At 64.1% G+C, this 21,550-nt stretch carries 16 protein-coding genes; 11 read left to right on the top strand and 5 right to left on the bottom strand.

Annotated features, from left to right (window positions below; genetic code table 11):
• Positions 1-71: 71 nt before the first annotated feature.
• Entirely contained in the window at positions 72-2,636 is a 2,565-nt protein-coding gene (locus tag AC56KZ_RS09835) for an EAL domain-containing protein (RefSeq protein WP_497161969.1), read from the bottom strand.
• Positions 2,633-4,648, bottom strand: coding sequence for a sensor histidine kinase, YfiR-like protein-associated (locus tag AC56KZ_RS09840; RefSeq protein WP_497161970.1), 2,016 nt, complete (start codon positions 4,646-4,648; stop codon positions 2,633-2,635). The genes AC56KZ_RS09835 and AC56KZ_RS09840 overlap by 4 nt, the downstream gene beginning before the upstream one ends.
• Positions 4,649-4,932: 284 nt before the next feature.
• On the opposite strand from AC56KZ_RS09840, the gene AC56KZ_RS09845 reads away from it, so the two are divergent.
• From AC56KZ_RS09845 to AC56KZ_RS09865, 5 genes are read left to right on the top strand one after another with little or no spacing between them, the layout of a single operon-like run.
• Positions 4,933-5,415 (top strand): CinA family protein, encoded by a 483-nt coding sequence (locus tag AC56KZ_RS09845; RefSeq protein WP_497161971.1) that lies wholly within the window; start codon positions 4,933-4,935, stop codon positions 5,413-5,415.
• 10 nt (positions 5,416-5,425) lie between these two features.
• Positions 5,426-6,376, top strand: coding sequence for a metallophosphoesterase family protein (locus tag AC56KZ_RS09850; protein ID WP_497161972.1), 951 nt, complete (start codon positions 5,426-5,428; stop codon positions 6,374-6,376).
• A gap of 37 nt (positions 6,377-6,413) precedes the next feature.
• Positions 6,414-9,248 carry a M16 family metallopeptidase gene (locus tag AC56KZ_RS09855; protein WP_497161973.1) on the top strand — a complete coding sequence of 945 codons (2,835 nt, stop codon included), beginning with the start codon at positions 6,414-6,416 and terminating at the stop codon, positions 9,246-9,248.
• Entirely contained in the window at positions 9,245-9,856 is a 612-nt protein-coding gene (locus AC56KZ_RS09860; RefSeq protein WP_497161974.1) for an NUDIX hydrolase, read from the top strand. The genes AC56KZ_RS09855 and AC56KZ_RS09860 overlap by 4 nt, the downstream gene beginning before the upstream one ends.
• On the top strand, positions 9,853-10,536 hold the full coding sequence (locus tag AC56KZ_RS09865; protein WP_497161975.1) for a class I SAM-dependent methyltransferase: 684 nt from the start codon (positions 9,853-9,855) through the stop codon (positions 10,534-10,536). Before AC56KZ_RS09860 ends, AC56KZ_RS09865 begins: the two co-directional genes overlap by 4 nt.
• A 57-nt stretch (positions 10,537-10,593) precedes the next feature.
• Here the strand turns inward: AC56KZ_RS09865 and glf are convergent, their stop codons facing one another.
• Positions 10,594-11,748: a UDP-galactopyranose mutase gene (glf, locus tag AC56KZ_RS09870; protein ID WP_497161976.1), complete on the bottom strand. Its 1,155-nt coding sequence runs from the start codon at positions 11,746-11,748 to the stop codon at positions 10,594-10,596.
• A gap of 323 nt (positions 11,749-12,071) precedes the next feature.
• Between glf and AC56KZ_RS09875 the strand changes: the two genes are divergently transcribed.
• The 3 genes from AC56KZ_RS09875 (at position 12,072) to pulA (ending at position 16,549) form a co-directional block, all read left to right on the top strand.
• The gene (locus AC56KZ_RS09875) at positions 12,072-12,389 is read left to right on the top strand and encodes an ArsR/SmtB family transcription factor (RefSeq protein ID WP_497161977.1); all 318 of its coding nucleotides are present in this window, start codon (positions 12,072-12,074) and stop codon (positions 12,387-12,389) included.
• Positions 12,386-13,333 (top strand): cation diffusion facilitator family transporter, encoded by a 948-nt coding sequence (locus AC56KZ_RS09880; protein WP_497161978.1) that lies wholly within the window; start codon positions 12,386-12,388, stop codon positions 13,331-13,333. Before AC56KZ_RS09875 ends, AC56KZ_RS09880 begins: the two co-directional genes overlap by 4 nt.
• A gap of 153 nt (positions 13,334-13,486) precedes the next feature.
• Positions 13,487-16,549 (top strand): pullulanase-type alpha-1,6-glucosidase, encoded by a 3,063-nt coding sequence (pulA, locus tag AC56KZ_RS09885; protein ID WP_497161979.1) that lies wholly within the window; start codon positions 13,487-13,489, stop codon positions 16,547-16,549.
• A gap of 139 nt (positions 16,550-16,688) precedes the next feature.
• Here the strand turns inward: pulA and cysK are convergent, their stop codons facing one another.
• Positions 16,689-17,621, bottom strand: coding sequence for a cysteine synthase A (gene cysK, locus AC56KZ_RS09890; RefSeq protein WP_497161980.1), 933 nt, complete (start codon positions 17,619-17,621; stop codon positions 16,689-16,691).
• Between the two features lie 32 nt (positions 17,622-17,653).
• Complete coding sequence (locus AC56KZ_RS09895) at positions 17,654-18,286, bottom strand: FKBP-type peptidyl-prolyl cis-trans isomerase (protein ID WP_497161981.1); 633 nt, start codon at positions 18,284-18,286, stop codon at positions 17,654-17,656.
• A 590-nt stretch (positions 18,287-18,876) separates the two neighbouring features.
• On the opposite strand from AC56KZ_RS09895, the gene AC56KZ_RS09900 reads away from it, so the two are divergent.
• The 3 genes from AC56KZ_RS09900 to AC56KZ_RS09910 all read left to right on the top strand — a co-directional run bounded on the left by AC56KZ_RS09900 (position 18,877) and on the right by AC56KZ_RS09910 (position 21,198).
• Positions 18,877-19,863 carry an alpha/beta hydrolase family protein gene (locus tag AC56KZ_RS09900; protein ID WP_497161982.1) on the top strand — a complete coding sequence of 329 codons (987 nt, stop codon included), beginning with the start codon at positions 18,877-18,879 and terminating at the stop codon, positions 19,861-19,863.
• Positions 19,864-19,976: 113 nt separating this feature from the next.
• The gene (locus tag AC56KZ_RS09905; protein ID WP_497161983.1) at positions 19,977-20,330 is read left to right on the top strand and encodes a hypothetical protein; all 354 of its coding nucleotides are present in this window, start codon (positions 19,977-19,979) and stop codon (positions 20,328-20,330) included.
• A gap of 82 nt (positions 20,331-20,412) precedes the next feature.
• Positions 20,413-21,198: a hypothetical protein gene (locus tag AC56KZ_RS09910; protein ID WP_497161984.1), complete on the top strand. Its 786-nt coding sequence runs from the start codon at positions 20,413-20,415 to the stop codon at positions 21,196-21,198.
• Positions 21,199-21,550 lie beyond the last annotated feature (352 nt).

The raw sequence follows: 21,550 nt of genomic DNA on the forward strand, positions 1-21,550 counted from the left end.
GTTCAACCGGTTCCAGATAATTCGCGACATGCATCCGTGCGTTGAACGCGTGAGCGGCGGAGCCGCCCACCCTACCCTGTCCTTGGCAGCTTGCGGTCGTCATACGGCCCATGCTCCATCCAGTAATGGCGGAAGGCCAGGCGCACGTTGTCGCGCAGTTCGGCGTCAATCCAGGGCTTGGTATAAAACTTGTAGATCGCGCCGCGGTTGATCGTATCGAGCACGGTCCGCACTCCCGTGTAGCCGGACAAAATGATGCGCATCGTGTCCGGGTACATTTCCTTGACCCGGCTTAAAAACTCGGTGCCGCTCATGACCGGCATGCGCTGGTCGCACATCACCACCTGCACCCGGTACAGCGCCAGCAGCTCGAAGGCCTCGAGCGGGGTCGACGCCGTCAGCACCCGGTAATTATCGCGCCGCAGCAGCCGGTGCAGCGCGCTCAGGGTGTCGGCGTCGGCGTCGACGATCAGCAGGGTCTGGACGTCGCTGTCGTCGCCGGTCGGCTTGTTCGGGCTTTCCTGGTTCTGGCGCACCAGTTGCGCCAGCTGCGCCGCCGGCAGCGCGCGCGCAAAATGAAAACCCTGGATCTCGTCGCAGCGGTGGCGCCGCAAATACGCCATTTGCGCGCGCGTCTCCACGCCTTCGGCGATGACCTGCATGTGCAGGCTGTGCGCCATGCTGATGATGGCCAGGGCGATGGCCGCGTCGTCCGGGTTGGTGACGATGTCGCGCACGAAGGCAATGTCGATCTTGAGCTTGTCGATCGGGAAGCGCTTCAGGTAGGCCAGGCTCGAGTAGCCGGTGCCGAAATCGTCGATCGCGATCCGGATGCCCAGCGCTTTCAGGCGCTCGAGCACGTCGATGGTGCGCTCGGCGTTGGTCATCAGGGCGCTTTCCGTCAGCTCCAGCTCGAGCATGCCGGGCTCGATGGCGTGCTCCTCGATGGCGGCGCGCACCACGCCTTCGAGGTCGCCCTCGACGAACTGGCGGCTCGACACGTTCACGGCCACGCGCAGGTCGCGCAGGCCTTGCGCATTCCAGGCGGCGATCTGGCGGCAGGCCTGGTCGATGATCCATTCGCCGATGCGCACCACCATCCCGGTCTCTTCCAGCACCGGCACGAATTCGGCCGGATACACCAGGCCGTGACCGGGCCGTTCCCAGCGCAGCAGGGCCTCGACCCCGCACACGCGGCCGGTGGAGAGTTCCAGCTTCGGCTGGTAGTGCAGCTTGAACTGGTCGCCGTCGAGCGCGCCGCGCAGCGCCACTTCCAGGTCGAGGCGTGCCAGCACCTGCACGTTCATGCCGGCGGTGAAGAAGCGGTAGCCGTCGCGCCCGGCTTCCTTGGCGCGCACCATCGCCGTGTCGGCGTATTTCACGAGCGTGCCAGGATCGACCGCGTCGTCCGGGTAGACGGCGATGCCGATACTGGCTGTGAGCACCGCCTGCTGGCCATCGAGCTCGAACGGCGCGCGCAAGGCCTCGCGGATCTCGTTGGCCAGGTGCGCCGGCTCGTCCTGCTGCTCGCGCGTCATGTTCAGGATGACGGCGAACTCGTCGCCGCCGAGGCGCCCGACGGCGTCGCGCATGTCCATCACGCGCACCAGGCGATTCGAAAATTCGCGCAGCAGCTCGTCGCCCAGCTGCGGCCCGAGCGAATCGTTGACGATCTTGAAGCGGTCGAGCGTAATGAACAGCACCGCCACGCGCCAGGCCTTGTCCTGCGCCAGCTCGATCGTTTCGCGCAGGTTCTGGAAGAACAGCGCGCGGTTCGGCAGGCCGGTGAGCCCATCGAAACTGGCCGCATGCTTCAGGCGCCGCTCCGCCTGGCGGCGCTCGCTGATGTCGCGTGCGACCGCGATCAAGAGCTTGCTGATGCCCGCTTCCTGCCACTGCCAGCTGATCTCGACCGGCACTTCTCCCTCGCCGCCGGCGCGCAGCAGTTCGGTCTCGGCGATGTCGGCTTCGTGGGCGGCGCCGTTGGTGGCCAGGTGGCGCTCGAGCTGGGCGGCGGTGGTCAGGCCCAGCGCCACCGGATCGATGCGCAGCAGGGCTTCGCGCGAAAAGCCGAGCATGCGGCAGGCGCCGTCGCTGACGTCGACCAGCGCCAGGCTGGCCGCGTCGACCAGGAAGATGCCGTCGGTGGTGGCGTCCATGGCGCTGCGAAAGCGCGCCAGCGTCGCGGTGCGCTCGCGCACGGTGCGTTCGAGCTGGATCCCGTGCTCGCGCGACTCGCGGTGCATCAGGCGCATTTCGAGCAGGTTGCGGATGCGCGTCATCACCTCGACGGTATCGAGCGGCTTGCCGATGAAGTCGCGCGCGCCCGCTTCCAGCGCCGCCAGTTTCTTGTCCGGTTCGGCCGTTACCACCAGCACCGGCAGCCAGGATTCGCTTTCCAGCGGTTTCAGCGCTTCCATTACCTGGAAGCCGTCCATGCCCGGCATGTGCAGGTCGAGGATGATCAGGTCGAAGCGATATTTCAGGTGCAGCGACACCACCTGGCGCGGGTCGAGCGTGCTGTGGACGTTTTCATAGCCGGTGGTCTTGAGCAGGTATTCCAGCAGCTGGACGTTGACCGGCTGGTCGTCCACGACCAGCACGCGCGCGCGGCGGATGTCGGCCGGCGTGATCATGATGCCCCGTCCGCGACGGCGCGCAAGTGCGCGAGCGTGCCGTCGATCGCTTCATTGAAGCGGTCGATGTCGACCGGTTTGGTGAGATAGCGGAAGAAGCCGGCCGCGAGGCCGCGCTCGATGTCGCTCGCCATCGCGTTCGCGGTCAGCGCGATTACGGGAATGGCGCTGGTAAGCGCGTCGTGCCGCAGTTCCTTCAATACGTCGAACCCGCTCATGCCGGGCAAATTCAGGTCCATCAGGATGATCTCCGGGCGGTGCGTGCGCGCCAGCGACAGGCCGAGCGGGCCGTCGCCGGCCGCCAGCAGGCGCAAGTCGGGCCGGAAGCGCACGATTTCCTCCACCAGTTTCAGGTTTGCAGGATTGTCTTCCACATATAACAGCAGGTGCGGGGCCTTGTCGGGCCGCCCGGCAGCTGCTTGCAGCGGCCGGGAGATGGGTTCCGTTTTCGAGGCCAGCGGCGCCGTGCTGGCCAGCTCGAACGAAAACACGCTGCCTACGCCGGGGCTGCTGGTGACGCTGATCGTGCCACCCATCAGCTCGACCAGGCGGCGCGTCACCACCAGGCCGATGCCGGTGCCTTCCTGGGCGCCGGCTTCCTGTCCCAGGCGATTGAAGGGCTGGAACAGGCTCTCCACCTGGTCCGCGCGCAGGCCCATGCCGGTGTCCTGCACCGAAATGCGCAGGCGCTCGGGACTGACCTGGGTGCAATCGAGCACGACAGCACCGGCATCGCGATTGTACTTGATGGCGTTCGACAGCAGGTTCAACAGTACCTGTTTCAGGCGCGTGCGGTCGGCCAGCAGCATGGCATTCGCCTCTACCGGGAACAGCACGCGCACGCCGCGCGCCGCCGCCAGCGGCTCGACCATGTTGCGGCATTCGCGCAGGATCTCGTTCAGTTCGACCGGCTCCATCGACAGCGAAATCGTGCCCGACTCGACCTTCGCCAGGTCGAGGATTTCGTTGATCAGGGTGAGCAGGTGGCGCCCGCTTTTCAAGACGTGGTTGGCGAATTCCTTCTTCTGGGCCTCGGTCGTGGGCAGTGAATCGGAAGTGAGGATCTGGGCAAAGCCGAGGATCGCGTTGAGCGGCGTGCGCAGCTCGTGGCTCATCGACGACAGGAAGGCGGATTTGGCCTGGTTGGCGCTCTGCGCCTCCTCGATGGCATTCGCCAGTTCCGCATTGGCCAGCGCCAGCTGCAGCGTGCGTTCGTCGACCCGGTGTTCGAGCTGCTCGTTAAGGCGCATGACTTCCTGCTGGGCGCGGGCGCGCTCCTGCGCTTCGCGCACGATTTCCGCATTCGAGCCTTCCAGGGCGCGCGTGCGCTGCTCGATTTCGATCAGCATCGCGTTGAACGAATCGGCCAGCTCGGCCGCCTCGTCGTTGCCGATGCGCGGCGCGCGGCGCGAATAGTCGCGGGTGGCGACGACGTCGCGCGCGATGTCGGTGATGGCGACGATCGGCGTGGTGACGATGCGCCCGATGCGGCGCATCAGGAGCCAGGCCACGGCCAGCGCCAGCAGCGTCACGCCCAGGGCGATCCCGAGGTAGTCGAGCGTGCGCTCGAGCAGCCGGTGGCGCGCGCTCAGCCAGACCGTGCCGACGGTTTCGCCGTTCTCCACGATCGGGTGGAACAGCGCCAGGTGGTCGCCCTCGATGCGCGGCTCCGAATGGCCCGGCCGCGCCGGGAACACGGCCGGCGCGCCGCCGGCCAGGTAGGACGCGAACAGGCGCCCGCGGGCGTCGTAGATCGCGGCCGAATTGACCATCGGCCGGGTGCGCAGCAGCGCCAGGTTCTCGCCGGCCAGGCGGGCATCGTCGAAGGCCAGCGCGGCCGAGGTCATGTGCCCGACCAGCTCGGCCTGGGTCGACAGGTCGTTGTGCAGCGAGCGCTGGTAGACGCGCAAGTCGTAGGCAATGATCAGGCCGACCGAGACCAGCACCGCGGCCAGGGTCGTGGCCATCACGACGGCCAGCAGCTTCTGGCGGATCGAGGGCAACGCAATCATGCGGCCCTGGCCTGGTGGCGCGTGCAAGAATCGAACGGCATGGGTTCCAATAAAAAATGCGGCCGGAAATGCCGCGATGCAGGATAGCAGCCGGAATTACTGCCGTGTCGCACAACACATATGCATAGGGAATTTTTCCAGAACCGGACTCGGCTGCCACTGTACGCCTGGCTGTCGTATTTGGATAGCGCCAGCCCGCATTCCTTGCAAGTTTGCCATACCGATCCCGGCCACGGCGCGCTAGAATGGCCTCCATGACAGCCCATTAGCCCAAGGAGCCGCACGTGACGAATGACCTGATCGATCTTGCAACCAAAGTGGGCGCGGCGCTGCAGTCCAGGCGCCTGGTACTGACCACGGCCGAATCGTGTACCGGCGGCGGCGTGTCCCAGGCCGTTACCGAAATCGCCGGCTCGACCGCCTGGTTCGAGTGCGGCTTCGTGACCTATTCGAATACCTCCAAGACCGACATGCTGGGCGTGTCGGACGCCCTGATCGCGCAGTGCGGCTCGGTGAGCGAGGAAGTCGCCGGCGCCATGGCCGAGGGCGCGCTGGCCAACAGCAACGCCGACGTCGCCATCTCCACCACCGGCATCGCCGGCCCGACCGGCGCCGTGCCGGGCAAACCGGTCGGCACCGTGTGTTTCGGCTGGGCGCGCGGCGACTACACGTTTACCGAGCGCCTGGTGTTCCAGGGCGACCGCCAGGCCGTGCGCGAGCAGACGGTGGCGCATGCGCTGCGCGGCCTGCTGCGCTTTGTCGAATGATGCGCGGCTAGTGTTGTTTCACTGGCGGACCCCAGCGCCTTGTTTCGCCTGCGGCGCCGGCGCGCTGCTGCTGGCAGCCGGCAGTAGTTTCGCCAGGGCGCCGGATCCCCCCGAGCCGGTCCAGGTGGTCTACGCGGCCGGCGACATCGCGCGCTGCCGCCATCCCGATCCGCGCTGGTCGGGCGCCTTCGACACCGCCGCCGTGGTGGCCGCCGGCCTGGCCGCCGATCCGAATGCGGTGGTCCTGACCCTGGGCGACCATACCTATCCGGTCGGCACCGCCGCCGAGTTCGAACATTGTTATGGACCGACCTGGGGACGCTTCAAGGACCGCACCTGGCCGGCGCCGGGCAACCACGAGTACTACACGAAGGGCGCGTTGCCCTATTTCGCCTATTTCGGCGCGCGCGCCGGGCGTGGCTATTACAGCCTGCGCCTGGGCCATTGGCGCATCATCTCTCTCGACAGCAACCTGGGCCCGGCGCCGCACGCGGCCCAGCTGGCCTGGCTGAAGCAGGAACTGGCCGCCAGCACGGTAGCGGACGCCGTTCCCGGCATCACACCCTGCACGCTGGCGTTCTGGCACCATCCGCTGTACAGCTCGGGCGGGCATGGCAGCGTGCCGAAGATGCAGCAGGCCTGGGCGCTGCTGCACGCGGCCGGCGCCGAACTGGTATTGTCCGGCCACGACCATGATTACGAACGCTTCGCGCCGCAGGACGCACAGGGCCGGCTGGATCCGGCCGGCGGCCTGCGCCAGTTCGTGGTCGGCACCGGCGGCGCCTACGCAACGCCCTTCCTGCGCCTGCGGGCGCACAGCGAAGCGCGCGACGCCAGCCGCAACGCCGTGCTGCGCCTGCGCCTGACTGCCGGCGGCTACGACTGGGAATTGCTGGAAGCGACCCCACCTGCATTGCCGAACGCGTCGCCGCCCGACCGCGGCAGCGCGCGTTGCCACTAAGACTGGAACCACCATTGAATATCGTCAGGAGCACCCCATGAATACCCGTCCGCTGGTCGCCGCATCGCTGTTGATGGCCGCCCTGAACGGCGCCGGCGCCCAAACCGGCGGCACGCCCGGAACCAGGGCCGCCACTCCGGCCGGCAATGCGCTGCCCGGCATTCCGGCCATCGCCTTCGACAAGTACACGCTGCCCAATGGCCTGCAAGTGATCCTGGTCGAGGACAAGCGCCTGCCGCTGGTGGCCGTGAATGTCTGGTACCACGTCGGCCCGGCCAACGAAGCGCCGGGACTGACCGGCTTTGCGCACCTGTTCGAGCACATGATGTTCGCCGGCAGCAAGCACCTGCCGCGCGGCCTCGCCGATCGCCTGCTGGAAGGCGCCGGCGCCAGCGACAGCAACGGCAGCACCGACTACGACCGCACCAATTACTACGATACGGTGCCATCGAACCAGCTCGAGCTGGCCCTGTGGGTGCATGCCGACCGCATGGGCTACCTGCTCGACGTGCTCGACCAGAAATCGCTGACCAACCAGCAGGACGTGGTGCGCAACGAGCGGCGCGAGAGCGTCGAGAACGAACCTTACGGGATCGTCGAGGAAGCGCTGAACCACGCGCTGTTCCCGCAAGACCATCCCTACCGCGCCTCGGTGATCGGTTCGCATACAGACATCCAGAACGCGAAACTGGCCGACGTGCGCGACTTCTTCACCCGCTATTACGGGCCGAACAATGCCAGCATCGTGATCGCCGGCGACATCGACAAGGCCAGGACGCGAGTCCTGGTCGACAAATACTTCGGCAGCCTGCAGCGCGGCCCGGCGGTGGTGCGTCCGAAAGTGGCGACCCCTTTGATCACGGTCGAAAAACGCCTGGTGGTGCCGGACCGGGTCGAACTGCCGCGCATCTACATGGGCTGGCTGACGCCGCCCGCCTACACGCCGGGCGACGCCGAGCTGGCCGTGCTGGCGCAAATCCTTGCCGGCGGCAAGTCGAGCCGCCTGTACAAGTCGCTCGTCTACGAACGCCAGATCGCGCAGGACGTCGACGCCAACCAGGACTCGCGCGCACTGACCTCGACTTTCACAATCGAGGTGACGGCGCGCACCGGCCACACCCCGCGCGAGCTGGAAGCGGCGGTCGACGCCGAACTGGCCGCGCTGCGCGACCAGGGCCCGAGCGACGCGGAAATCGAGCGCGCGCGCAACCAGATCGAAACGGCGATCTTGAGCTCGCTGGAAAAGCTGGGCGGCGACGGCCTGGCCGACCAGCTGAACCACTACAACCAGTACACGGGCGACCCCGGCTACCTGGGCCAGGACGTGGCGCGCCTGCGCCAGATCACGGCCCAGGACGTGCGCCGCGCCGCGCAGACCTGGCTGCAGGAGCGGGCGCGGGTGCTGGTCGCCGGCGTGCCCGGCATCCCGGAACTGCCGCCGGACCCGCCGGCGCCCAAGCTGCCGAAAGCCGTCAAGGCCAAAATCCGCGGCATCAACGAAGCCGAGGCCTGGCGCGCCGAGATGCCGAAAGCGGGGCCGGCCCCAGGCCTGAACCTGCCGCGCGGCGAATCGTTCAAGCTGGCCAACGGCCTGACCGTGATCCACCATTACAACCCGGCCTTGCCGCTGGTGGCGGCCGAGCTGGTGATCAAGAGCGGCTCGAGCGCCAACCCGGACGCGCTGCCGGGCCTGGCGGGCTTCACCGCGCAAATGCTGACCGAGGGCACGGCAAAACGCAGCGCGCCTCGCATCGCCGACGAAATCGCGCAACTGGGCGCCTTCATCGACGCCGGCAGCAGCCTGGATGCGTCCAGCGTGTCGCTGCTGGCCTTGCGCGCGAATTTCGGTACCGCGCTCGACGTGCTGGCCGACGTGGTGCGCAACCCGGCCTTCCCGTCCGCTGAAGTCGAACGCCAGCGCGCCAGCCGCCTGGGCGACCTGATCCAGCAGCGCGACGAGGCCGAAGTCGTCGCCGCGCTGGCCGCCGCCGGCGCGCTGTACGGCCCGCGCCATCCCTACGGCTTCGGCCAGCTCGGCACCGAACCGGCGATCCGCGCCACCACGCGCGAAGACCTGGTCAACTTCTGGCGCCGCCATTATGTGCCGGCCAACGCGGCGCTGGTGGTGTCGGGCGACATCTCGCGCGCGGACCTGCAGGCGCTGGCCGAAGCGCGTTTCCTCGACTGGAAAGGCGAGGCGGCGCCCGCGACCACGCTCGGCAAGCCCGCCACCACGGCTGCGCGGGTGGTGCTGGTCGACCAGCCCGGCGCCGGCCAGACCGCGCTGCGCCTGACGGTCCTCGGCGCCGAGCGCAAGACGCCCCTGTACCCGGCGCTGGAAGTGATGAACGCGGCCTTCGGCGGCCTGTTCACCAGCCGCATCAACCAGAACCTGCGCGAAGAAAAAGGCTATACCTACGGCGTGTATTCGGGCTTTCGCTACGACCGCACCCCGGGCCCCTTCGTCATCGCCGGCAGCGTGCGCGCGAATGTCACCGGCGCCTCGGTGTCGGAACTGCTGCGCGAGGCCCAGGCGATGATCGACCAGCCCCTGGGCGATGCGGAACTGGCGGGGGCGCGTAACGCCGAACTGCTGTCGCTGCCGAACCGTTTCGAGACCAACGCCGACATCGGCGCCAGCCTGGCCGAAACCTTCGTGTTCGACCTGCCGCTCGATTACTACAGCGCCCTGCCCGCGCGCCTGGCGGCCGTCAGCGCCGCCGACGTGCAGGACGCCGCCAGACGCTACCTCGATCCGCGCCGCCTGCTGGTGGTGGCGGTCGGCGCGCGCAAGCGCATCCTGCCGCAGCTGGAGAAGCTGAAACTGGGTCCGGTCGAGGTCAGGGATACGGAGGGTCAGCTGCGGAAATGAAGCATCCCTTCCCGAACGATGCCGGGCAGCCGGTCACCATCCACCTGCCCAGCCTGCCGACCTGCCTGAGCAGCTGGAGCGATCCGACCCGGATCGCCACCGTCGTACCCGGCGGAGAAATGCCGCCGGACTTGAGCGGCATCCCGTTCTCGCCATGGACGGGAAGCTTGCCGACGCCGGCCAGCCCGGTTGACGAGCCGGCTTTTGTGCTGCCCGCCGGACTGGCGGCCGCGGCCGGCGTGGTCGTGGTGGAGGACGATGGGCGCGTCTGGCTGGTGGCGCCCACCAACCGCTTCGGCGGCTACGAGGCCACCTTCCCGAAAGGCCGCGTCGATCCGGGGACCGCTCTCCAGCGCACGGCGATCCGCGAAGCCTTCGAGGAATCGGGCCTGGCTGTCGAGCTCAGCGCCTGGCTGATCGATGTGCGGCGCACCCAGACCTTCACCCGCTATTACCTGGCGCGCCGGATTGGCGGCAGCCCGGCGGCCATGGGCTGGGAAACCCAGGCGGTGCACCTGGTGCCGCTTGCACACTTGGACGCCGTGGCGGCGCATCCGAACGATGCCGCGATCATCGCGGCACTCGGGAACATGAAAGGGATGCGATGACCAAATCGACAACTTCACTCACCGATGCCGGCGTCGTCGACGCCTGGTCGAAGAATGCCGCCCCCTGGATCACGGCCGTGCGCGCGCGCGAGATCGCCAGCCGCGCGCTAGTGACCGACGCCGCGATCGTCGCAGCGGTGCGGGCACGCGTCCCGCGCACGGGCGTCGACCTCGGTTGCGGCGAAGGCTGGCTGGTGCGCGCGCTGGCGGGCGTCGAGATGGTGGGCGTGGACGCCATCCCCGGCCTGGTGGAAGCGGCGCGGGCCGCGGGCGGCGGCGAATTTCGCACGATGTCCTACGAGCAGATCGCGGCGGGAGACTTGCAGGGCGCCTTCGACATCGCCATCTGCAATTTTTCGCTGATCGGGCACGAGGCGGTGAGCGGCCTGTTCAAGGCGGCGCCGAACTACCTGCGCCCGGGCGGCGCCCTCGTCGTGCAGACCGTGCACCCCTTCGCCTCCTGTGGCGACGCGCCCTATGTCGACGGCTGGCGCGAAGGCAGCTGGGCCGGTTTCAGCAGCGATTTCGCCGATGCCCCGCCCTGGTATTTCCGCACCATGGCCGGCTGGATTGCCCTGTTCACGGACAACGGCCTGCGCATCACCGAAGTGCGCGAACCGGTCCATCCGGAGACGGGAAAACCGGTATCGCTGATCCTGGTGGGTGAGCTGCCGGGTTGAACCCCTTGCAATGAAAAAAGCCCGTCGAGTGACGGGCTTTTTGGTCCACGCAGGCGATCAGCCCAGCGGGTTGATGGTAAAGGCAGGCATTTGCGCCCTGTCCCGTGCGCACTCGAGGAACTTGTCCGAAGTGATCAGCGCTTCGTTGATCGTCACGTCCATGTCGAGGTAACGGTAGGTACCGAGGCGGCCGACGAAGGTGACGTTGGTTTCCTGCTGCGCGAGGTTGATGTAGCGCTCGAGCTGTTCCTTGTCGCGCGCCATGCGGATCGGATAGTAGGGAATGTCCTTTTCTTCGCACTGGCGGCTGTATTCCGCGTACATGATCGACTTTTCGTGCTGTTCCCACGGCGAGAAGTGCTTGTGCTCGGTGATGCGGGTGTAGGGCTGGGCGTTGTCGCAGTAGTTGATGACGGCATTGCCCTGGTAATCGCCGACGTCGCGGAAGGTTTCGAAATCCAGCGTGCGGTAAGGCAGACGGCCTTCTGCATGGTTGAACCAGGCGTCGATCGGGCCGCTGTAGAAGACGTGTTCGTAGTCGCCTTTCAGCGCCGGATCGAAACGGGTGTTCAGGTGCACGGTCACGCCCGGCACATCGATGATGTTCTGGACCAGCGCCGTATAGCCTTCTTCCGGCATGCCCTGGTATTTATGGCTGAAATAGTTATCGTCGTAGTTGAAGCGCACCGGCAGGCGCTTGAGGATGCTGGCCGGCAGTTCGCTCGGCTGCAGGCCCCACTGCTTGACGGTATAGGTCTTGAAGAAGGCTTCGTAGAGATCGCGGCCGACAAAGCGGAGGGCCTGCTCTTCGAAGGTTTGCGGATTTTCGATCGATTTATCACCCAGCGTCATCAGGAAGGCTTCGGCCTCGGCCGGACGGAAGGTCTTGTTGAAGAACTGGTTGATGGTCAACAAATTGATCGGCAGGGTAAAGACCTTGCCGTTCGTGATTGCCTTGACGCGATTTACATATGGCATGAATCGGCTATAACGGTTCACAAATTCCCATGCGCGCTCATTATCCGTATGGAAAATGTGCGGGCCATACACGTGCAGCATGACGCCGGTGTCGGCATCGCGCTCGGAGTGGCAATTGCCGGCAACGTGGTTGCGCGACTCGAACACATCGATGGTATAGCCTTCCTTGGCCAGCTGGTTGGCGATCACGGCGCCTGAAAATCCTGCGCCGACAATGGCGATATTCTTGGTCATGTATTTTCCTAACGATGTTGTGTTGTACCCGGGGGCGCATGAAGCGCTCGCACCCGGGTCTCAGGCTGGATTCCGTGTCACGAACAGACGTTTATCCCAGTCAGCAATTCCCAATAACAATCAACGCTGAGCTGGAGAAATTTTATTGATTTAATTCAACGTTTAGAACCTGCACAAGGCACGTCAACTGTTTGCATTTATTAATACATCGATAATTATAATCGCGCCTCCGCTTTCACCCCCGTTCGATAGGCAGGCCTCCGGAAGGCTTGCCACAGTGCTGGTCTTGCACTAACATATGAACACCTATTCATATGTTTACCATGACCAAAACCGACGAATCCGAGCTTGCCGTCGCCCAGGTGGCGGACCTGTTCCACCTGCTGGGCGACCCGACCCGCCTGCGCATCGTGCTGGCTTGCCTGGCGCAGCCGACCAATGTGGGCGACATCGCCGCTGCGCTCGCCTTGTCGAGCTCGCTGGTCAGCCACCACCTGCGCCTGCTGCGCGCGGCGCGCATCGTCAAGGCCGAGCGCCAGGGCAAGCAGGTGTTTTATTCGGCCGCCGACGCCCACATCAGTACCCTGCTCGCCAACACCTTCGAGCACATCGCGGAAACCCCCAACGGAATCGACCCATGAACCACGACCACGATCACGATCATCATGACCACCACCACGGCCATGGCCACCATCATCACCACCACCCGGCGCCCGGCCATGGACGCGCCTTTGCGCTGGCGATCGGCGTCAACGCGGTCTTTGTCGCCATCGAGTTCTTCTACGGTTTCATCGCCAATTCGACGGCGCTGATGGCCGATGCCGGCCACAACCTGTCGGACGTGCTGGGGCTGGTGCTGGCCTGGGGCGCGGCGGTCCTCGCGAAAACCGCGCCGAGTGCACGCTATACCTACGGCCTGCGCAGCTCGTCGATCCTGGCGGCGCTTGCCAACGCCCTGCTGCTGTTGCTGGCCTGCGGTGCGATCGCCTGGGAAGCCGTCCAGCGCTTCGCGGCGCCGGCGCCAGTCGAAGGCATGACGGTGTCGGTGGTGGCCGCGATCGGCGTGGCGGTGAACGGCTTCTCGGCCTGGCTGTTCATGGCCGGCAGCAAGGGCGACATCAACATCCGCGGCGCCTACCTGCACATGGCGGCCGATGCCGCCATTTCGCTCGGCGTGGTGATCTCGGGACTGGTCATCATGGGTACTGGCTGGACCTGGCTCGACCCGGCCGTCAGCCTGGCGATCGTGCTGGTGATCGTGGCCGGTACCTGGTCGCTGCTGCGCGAATCGACCGGCCTGATCATGGCAGCGGTACCCGACAAGGTCGACGCCGCCGGCATCCAGGGCTTCCTGGCGGGCCGGCCCGGCGTGGCCGAGGTGCACGACCTGCACATCTGGGCCATGAGCACGACCGAAACAGCGCTCACCGCGCACCTGGTCATGCCTGGCGGCTATCCCGGCGACCGGGCGATCGACGACATCGTGGCCCAGCTCAGGAAGGATCATGCAATCCACCATTGCACGCTGCAGGTGGAAGAAGGAACGACTCGCCACGGTTGTGCGCTGGAGGTCGGGCACGCGTAAGCTTTGTTTCCTTTTTTCTTATCAGTGGTAGTAATATTACACAGTCGCGTCCGCCACAATTAATTTCCAATGTGCGCTCTGTTGCGACGACTACCAATGAAAAACAATGAAGAAGGAGACATGATGCGCAACAGACGTAGTTTGACTTCACGAATGAGCCTGCGCCTTGCCGTATGCAGCAGCCTGCTGCTGGGTGCCGGCGCCGGCCTGCCGGTATCCACCGCCTGGGCCCAGCAGGCAGGCGCCAGCGCGGTGGCGCCGGTCGCCGCCAACACCATCCGGGTGCACTTCCGGCGCGTCCAGAACGACGCTTCCCAGTGGGGCGTGTACTCGTGGGACGGCCCCGCCAACCCGAGTTCGGCGTGGATCGCCGACCGTTTCATGTTCACCGGCAGCGATGACTTCGGCGGCTACGTCGATATCCCGCTGGCCGCCGGCAAGACCGCCATGTGGTTCCTGGTGACCGACGGCAGCGGCAACAAGAACTGCGGCGCCGACCAGGGCGCACCATTCAATCCGGACGTCGCCACCAAAGGCCACGAGATCTGGCTGCTGGAAGGCGACTGCACCGTCTACACCGCGCCGCCGGCGATCAGCTTCGGCAACCTGGCCAACGCCAGCGCCCACTGGCTGGCCACCAACACCATCGCCTGGCCTGGCGTACCCGCCAACGCCAGCTTCAAGCTGTATTACGCCGCGAACGGCGGCCTGGGTTCGAGCCTGGGCGGCGTGACGGGCGCCGACCGCAGCTTCGACCTGGCGGCCGCGCCGCTGCCGGAAGCCGTACGCACAAAATTCCGTCACCTCGCCGGCGCCACCGGCCTGCAGTTGCGCGAGGCGGATGCCGCCAGCGTCGCTTCCCTGGCCAGCGGCCAGTTCGCCCTTGCGCAGTTCGATGGCGCCGGCAAGCTGGTACAAGTGACTTCGCTGCAAACCGCGGGCATGCTCGACGACGCCTTTGGCGCGCAGGCTGCCGGTGCAAAGCTGGGCGTCAGTTTCAATGCCTCGGGCGTGCCGACCTTCCGCCTCTGGGCGCCGACCGCGAAATCGGTCGCGCTCGACATCTATCCGGATGCGAACGCGCCAAGGAGCACGCAAGTCGCGATGCGCCTCGATCCGGCCAGCGGCGTGTGGAGCTATACCGCGCCCGGCGCCGGCTGGACCAACCGCGCCTATTACACCTACACGGTCAATGTGCTGTCGCGCTGGGCCAACAATGCGCTGGTCACCAATACCGTTACCGACCCCTATTCCCTGAGCCTGAACGCCAACAGCGCCCGCTCCTTTGTCGCGAACCTCGACAGCGCGCAGCTGAAACCGCGCGGCTGGGATGATCACCGTCTGCCGAAACTGGCGCACCCGAGCGACATCTCGCTCTACGAACTGCATGTGCGCGACTTCAGCGCCAGCGACGAGTCGGTGCCAAGCGGCCACCGCGGCAAGTACCTGGCCTTCACCGACCTCGAGTCGCGCGGCATGCGCCACCTGAAATCGCTGGAAAAGGCGGGCCTGTCGCACGTGCACCTGCTGCCCGCCTTCGACATCGCCAACCTCAACGAAGCGGGCTGCGTCACACCAAGCATTCCGGATGCCGGCCCGAGCTCGGAGGCGCAACAGGCCGCCGTCGACGCCGTGCGCGACAGCGACTGCTTCAACTGGGGTTACGATCCGGTCCACTACAACGCCCCCGAAGGCAGCTATGCCACCGATGCCAACGATGGCGCAGCGCGCGTACGCGAGTTCCGCGCGATGGTGCAGAGCCTGCATGAAACCGGGCTGCGGGTGACGATGGACGTGGTGTTCAACCATACCAGCTCGTCCCAGCAGGGGCCGCTGTCGGTGCTCGACAAGATCGTCCCGACCTATTACTACCGCCTGAACGCCAACGGCGCCAACCTGAACGACAGCTGCTGCGCCGATACCGCCGCCGAACACACGATGATGGGCAAGCTGATGATCGATTCGGCGTCGCTGTGGGCGTCGGCATACAAGATCGACAGCTTCCGCTTCGACCTGATGGCCTTTGCGCCGCTGAACCTGATGACGCAGCTGAAAGCCAGCGTCAACCGCGCCGCCGGCCGCGAGGTCTACCTATACGGCGAGGGCTGGAATTTCGGCGCCGTCGGCAACGACACGCGCTTCGTGCAGGCGCGCCAGTCGAACCTGTACGGCAGCGGCATCGGCTCGTTCAACGACCGCCTGCGCGATGCGATGCGCGGCGGCGGCTGCTGCGACGGCGGCCAGAACCTGATCAGCCAGCAGGGCTTCGTCAACGGCGCCTGGTACGACCCGAACCACCTTGCCAACCAGTCGCGCGACGATGTGCTGCGCCTGGCCGACATGGTGCGCGTGGGCTTGTCGGGCACGCTGCGCGACTATCGCTTCGTCGACCGTTTTGGTTCGCTGCGCAGGAACAGCGAGATCGACTATTTCGGCCAGCAGGCCGGCTACACCGCCAGCCCTTCGGAGGCGATCAACTACGTCGAGAAGCACGACAACCAGACGCTGTTCGACATCAACGCCTTCCGCCTGCCGCAATCGACCTCCTTGGCCGACCGGGTGCGGGTGCAGAACCTGGGCGCAGCCGTCGTCCTGCTGGCCCAGGGCATCCCGTTCATCCACGCCGGCCAGGAGCTGCTGCGCTCGAAATCGCTCGACCGCGACAGCTACAACGCCGGCGACTGGTTCAACCGCCTCGACTACAGCTACACGTCGAACAACTTCGGCGTCGGCCTGCCGATGGCCGGCCCGAACCGCGACAACTGGAGCATCATGGCGCCGGTGCTGGAGAACGCGCTGATCAAGCCGGACACCGCCGCCATCGTGTCCGCGAAATCGGCCTTCGAAGACCTGCTCGCCATCCGCAAGGACACCAGCCTGTTCCGCCTGCGCACCGCGCAGGATGTGACAGAGCGCCTGCGCTTCCACAACACCGGCCCGGACCAGCTGCCTGGCCTGGTCGTCATGCACATCGACGGCAACCAGCCGACCCGCTACCCAGGCGCGCATTACCGCAGCGTAGTCGTGCTGTTCAACGTCGACAAGGAAGCGAAGTCGATCGCGATTCCCGAGCTGAAGGGGCTGCGCCTGTCGCTGCACAAGGTCCAGCGCAAATCGGATGACGCGACCGTGAAGACGTCGAACTACACGGCGGCGGACGGCAAGTTCACGATCCCGGCGCGCACCACGGCGGTGTTCGTGGAAACGGCGGACTGACCGGCCCTGAAATGGGAAAAGGCCGGGAACTCGCGTTCCCGGCCTTTTTTCGTTGCAACCGCGTGGAGTCGGGACGCCACCCTACGCTGCACAGCCCTTCGTAGGGTGGAGTCCCGACTCCAGGCCGTACAAGACAGAATTACCCCGCGAGATTGGCGAACAGCGCCGTAGAAAGATAACGCTCGCCAAACGACGGAATGATCGTCACGATCAATTTCCCCGCATTCTCGGGCCGCCGCGCCACCTGCAGCGCGGCCCAGAGCGCCGCGCCCGAGGAAATGCCGACCAGCAGCCCCTCCTCGCGCGCAGCCGCCCGCGCCGTCTCGAAGGCATTCTCGTTGCTGACCGCAATGATTTCGTCGTAGATGGCGGTGTTTAATACGGCAGGCACGAAACCGGCACCGATGCCCTGCAGCGGGTGCGGGCCCTTGGTGCCTTTCGACAGCATCGGCGATGCCTCGGGCTCGACGGCAATCGCCTGGAAGCCGGGCTTGCGCGCCTTCAACACTTCGCCCACGCCGGTAATCGTGCCGCCGGTGCCGATGCCGGCCACCACGATGTCGACCTTGCCGTCGGTATCGCGCCAGATTTCCTCGGCCGTGGTGCGGCGGTGGACATCCGGGTTGGCGGGGTTGTTGAATTGCTGCGGCATGAAGGCCTGCGGGTCGCCAGCGACAATTTCCTCGGCGCGGCGGATCGCCCCGAGCATGCCTTCGGGGCCGGGCGTGAGTACCAGTTCGGCGCCATACGCCCGCAGCAGCATGCGCCGCTCGTTGCTCATGGTTTCCGGCATGACCAGCTTGCAACGGTAGCCACGCGCGGCGCAGACCATCGCCAGCGCAATGCCGGTGTTGCCGCTGGTAGGCTCGACGATGACGGTGTCGGGGCCGATCTTGCCGGCCGCCTCGGCCGCCTCGATCATGGCCAGGCCGATACGGTCCTTTACGCTGTGCGCGGGGTTGTGGTATTCGAGCTTGGCCAGGATGTCGGCCCCGCCCTGCCCTCCCAGCTTGCGAATCCTGACCAGTGGTGTGTTGCCGATCAGTTCAGTGACATCGTTTGCAACGCGCATCGCTTTCCCCCGCAGTGATATAAAAGTCCGGTTTATTTCACGCCCAGCAATTCGACATCGAAGATCAGGTCGGTATCCGCCGGAATCATGCCGCCGGGTGCGCCGCGCTTGCCGTAGGCCAGGTGGCTGGGGATGACCAGGGTACGCTTGCCGCCGACTTTCATGCCGGCCACGCCCTGCTCCCAGCCCTTGATCACGGTACCGCTGCCGAGGCGAAATTCGAGCGGCGTACGGCCGGTGTCGAGCGACGAGTCGAACTTGCGTCCACGCCCGTTCTTCGCGTAGGGCTTGTGGAACCAGCCCGTGTAATTGACCTGCACCAGCGAGCCGTTCGTCGCTTCCCTGCCCTTGCCGACGACACGGTCGACGATCTCGAGCTGCGGCCCGCTCGCGGCCGGCGCAACCGGCTGGGCGGCGCCGGCAACGGCCTCGGGGCTGGTCGCCGTTGCCTGGCCGGTAGTGGCCGGCTGCGTGGCTGGCGCAGCGCCGTCGGCGGCGCTCTGCACGCCCTGCTGGCGCGTGGCCATGGCTGGGTCGGCGGCGGTGGCAGCTTGCGGCGTGTTGGCCGGGGTGACGGCGGCCGGTGTGGCCACCGGCGCTCCGGTCTGGGCGTGGGCTGCAGCAGCGGCAAGCAGCAGGGCAACAAAGGTGGTGCGACGCATCATGAGAAGTCTTTCAATGACAGGATTTCAATACTTAATAATAGCAAGCCTACCACGCCAAGAATAGCCCAACAGCGGCGGCCAACCTGTTCCTTGTCCTTATGGCAACGAGCTCGTACACTGGGCTATATTGGGGGTCTGCTATCGGGCCGAGGGTAGACATCAAGCACCCGCACTAACGAACGCCTGAACTTGACTAAACACTGACGCGCTTGAGGAAGATGACGAACGATAGACGGGATGCTTATCTGTACTCCTTGATTGGACTCGGAGGTCTTATCCTATCGATTTGGGCTTTCGATAAAGTGGCAAACTTACCTAAACAAAGCGAGCACTACTCATCGAGTTTGACCCTGTGCATCGTCGTAGGCGGCATTTCGCTCGTCATGCTACGTCCGCTTCAGGTCGGAAGCGGACGCTACAGTAGGTCTGCTTCCGGCCAGGAGCGGACACTGAAATAGGCCATCGCAACCAGCGTCGAGAAGAGCGAAATTCGTCCTTCGGCCACAACCAGAATTTGCTTAACCGGTTTGCAAAAGCTAGGGACAGAATCGGGTTTATTTAGGAGTTAAGGTTCCGTGACTGGAAAAAAATTGAGCCGCAAAAAAAATCTTTGGCAGTTCTACATCTTATTGGCAGTTACTTGCTTTTTGTCGAAGCCTGCTCTCGCCATGGAAGGTCCGATCGCTGGTACGCCATTCGAACAACATGTGGTTCGCGACACGTTAAATCGAGATATTACATATTATGTCAGTCTCCCGACAAGTGAACCCAAGCCAATCATGCTGGTCATTCAAGGGTCGGGATGCGCACCAGTGCTAACGATGAGAGCAGGAGGCGCATCGAGCTCTGTCTACAACTTAGAGAAATTCGCGCGAGACGGAAGGTTCACCGTTATTGCAGTGGAGAAGCCGTTCTCCGGGTTGGTTGCAAAGGCTGGCCAGGCCCCGGGGTGTAGCGATGCATTCAATTCAGACTTCACCGCGGAAAGTTGGCGAATCGCGCTACAGGCAGCCCTCAACGACACCCGAAAACTTCGAAGAGTTGATCGCCATCGCACGCTTGTTTTCGGCTCGTCAGAGGGTGCCGTAATGGCTTCCGCCATGGCGGCGAACGACCCATCAATCACTGACGTTGTCTTTATGAGTGGCTCAGGTACGACCCAGCTTTTTGACTTTATCACCCAGGCTTACCGTAGTTGCTTCAACGCTTCTGCATGCTTGGCAGAAATCGAGAAGAACTTAGCAGAGATAAAAAGCGATCCGAGCAGCGGGACGAAATTCGCTTGGGGTCACCCCTATAAAAGGTGGACTAGCTTTTTCTCCGTTGACCCTAGCGCGTTGCTTTTGCAAAGCAGGGCGCGGGTTTATATTGCGATCGGCACTGCAGACGATTCGGTACCAGCAATTTCTCAGGAGATTGTGGCGGCGAAACTTCTAGTTGCTGGCCGAGACGTCACTATTAGAAGGGTAGTCGATGGAGGTCATACTCTCAACCGTCGCGACGCCAAAAACTGGGGCCAGCTGGATCAGGAACAGGAGGCCGCCCTTAATTGGTTCAGCAGAACCGGGTTACCTTGAGTATAAGAGTGTAGAACGTCATGTGCATCTGCTTCGGGTCGAAAGCGGACGCTACAACACGTCCGCTTTCGCCCAGGAGCGGACGTTGAGCTACCAGCAAACTAAGGAATCGAATGCACGGCTTTTCGGAAGATTTTAAGCTGGACAGTGTCGTCGAATCGGAGATACAGCAGATCTGTCTCGGGCGGTATGACGTCCAATTCCTTTTCGGCTCAGGAACCAGAATCTGTGTTCAAAGCTTGGTTGAGGTGTTCGAGGGCGAGAAGCTGGTTGCTACGTGGGACGAAGAGCGAAACTGGACTACTACCGCGTTTCAAAAGCTCCTGAGCGAGACGGTCGATAGTTACGCCGTGCTAAGCAAGCAGACCATGGAGATCAGGTTTCAGAACGGGTTGCAGCTGCGCCTGCACGACAATTCAACGCAATACGAAAGTCTTCAAATCTACCCTGAGTTTATCGTTATTTGATGACGGAACGACCGCGTGAAGCACGGATTGAACTACATGCGCAGGGCGATTGCCAGTACTGCACAAACCTGACTGGACTCAAATGAAGATGCACCCTCTGTTCACTTTATTTTGGGCATCAATCGCCTGCGTAATTAGTCTCGCAGTAGCTATTAGAGCCATTCCAAATGCTCAGTTGGCTGGTGCTGAACTTTGCGGTCTTGGACTTCCGCCAAGTGCGGTTGGCTTTGCAAAGCAAAAAGCACAGCGCGAGTCCGAGGAAAAAACCAATGGATTCTTACGCGTGTGTGAAGCAAACCTCCAGCGTTACTCGGTCACATTCTTTCCGATGGCTGCCGCAACTCTTGGGTTAGACTTTGAGCCGGCCGACTTGCGTAATACGTCTTTCGCCAAGCTTGACAGCCTCGGTGGCCGCCCAGAGACTGTATCGGACACGCAGTCGCGCTTGTATCGCGGATTTCGTTCTCCCGAGGGCTACAAATTGACTCTTTTTGAGCACGATATGTCCGCAGACGGCTCCAGTATGTGGCGTGACCTTAAGGACGAGCCCGAACGCGTCAACGGCTTGCCGGCCCGGTTGTCGGTCTTCCAAGCCAGTTCCGGGAGATCGGTCTCAGTCCTCTCATGGCTCGAGGGACGGCGTTATTACGAAATTTGGCTTGAACCCAACGCGGCACGTAATCCAATGCGAGCTCGTTTGTTCGAGCTTGCCAGTTCGCTTCCCGTTTCTGTCCCGGCCTGTCCTAACGAGCCTCTGCCTAAGCGGGCAGCCTTGGGTACCGACGGATTTCCTATCGACGAACCGATGCCTAGTACCATGACAACAGAGCAAATGGAAGCACTCGGCAAAAAGCGCTCCTGTAAATGATGCTGTCGTGCGAACTAACATGTTCTAATTTACTCGTATTTAGCTGTTCGGCTGTCGGCAATCGGGCAGAAGCGGACCTTTGACACGCTATTCGCGCTCCTCTTTTGACACAGGGACGCCACTCACGAGCCATGAAAGAAATCTTCGGAAAGCTAGCTTGGATAGCTGGGGTCTTGCTGAACGTTGTGACGGCACTTGGAGCCGTCGTTTATCTCTTCGGCGTAGTTGTTTGGATGCATGCGCCTCTAGTTCCGGCATTGCTTCTAACGCTGGCAATGGCGCTACCTTTTCTCGGGCTCTCATGGGTTCTGCGGCGGCTTAGTCGGTCGTCCTACCTGGTAAGAACTAAAGA

Source organism: Telluria sp. LT2P34 (genome assembly GCF_059685915.1).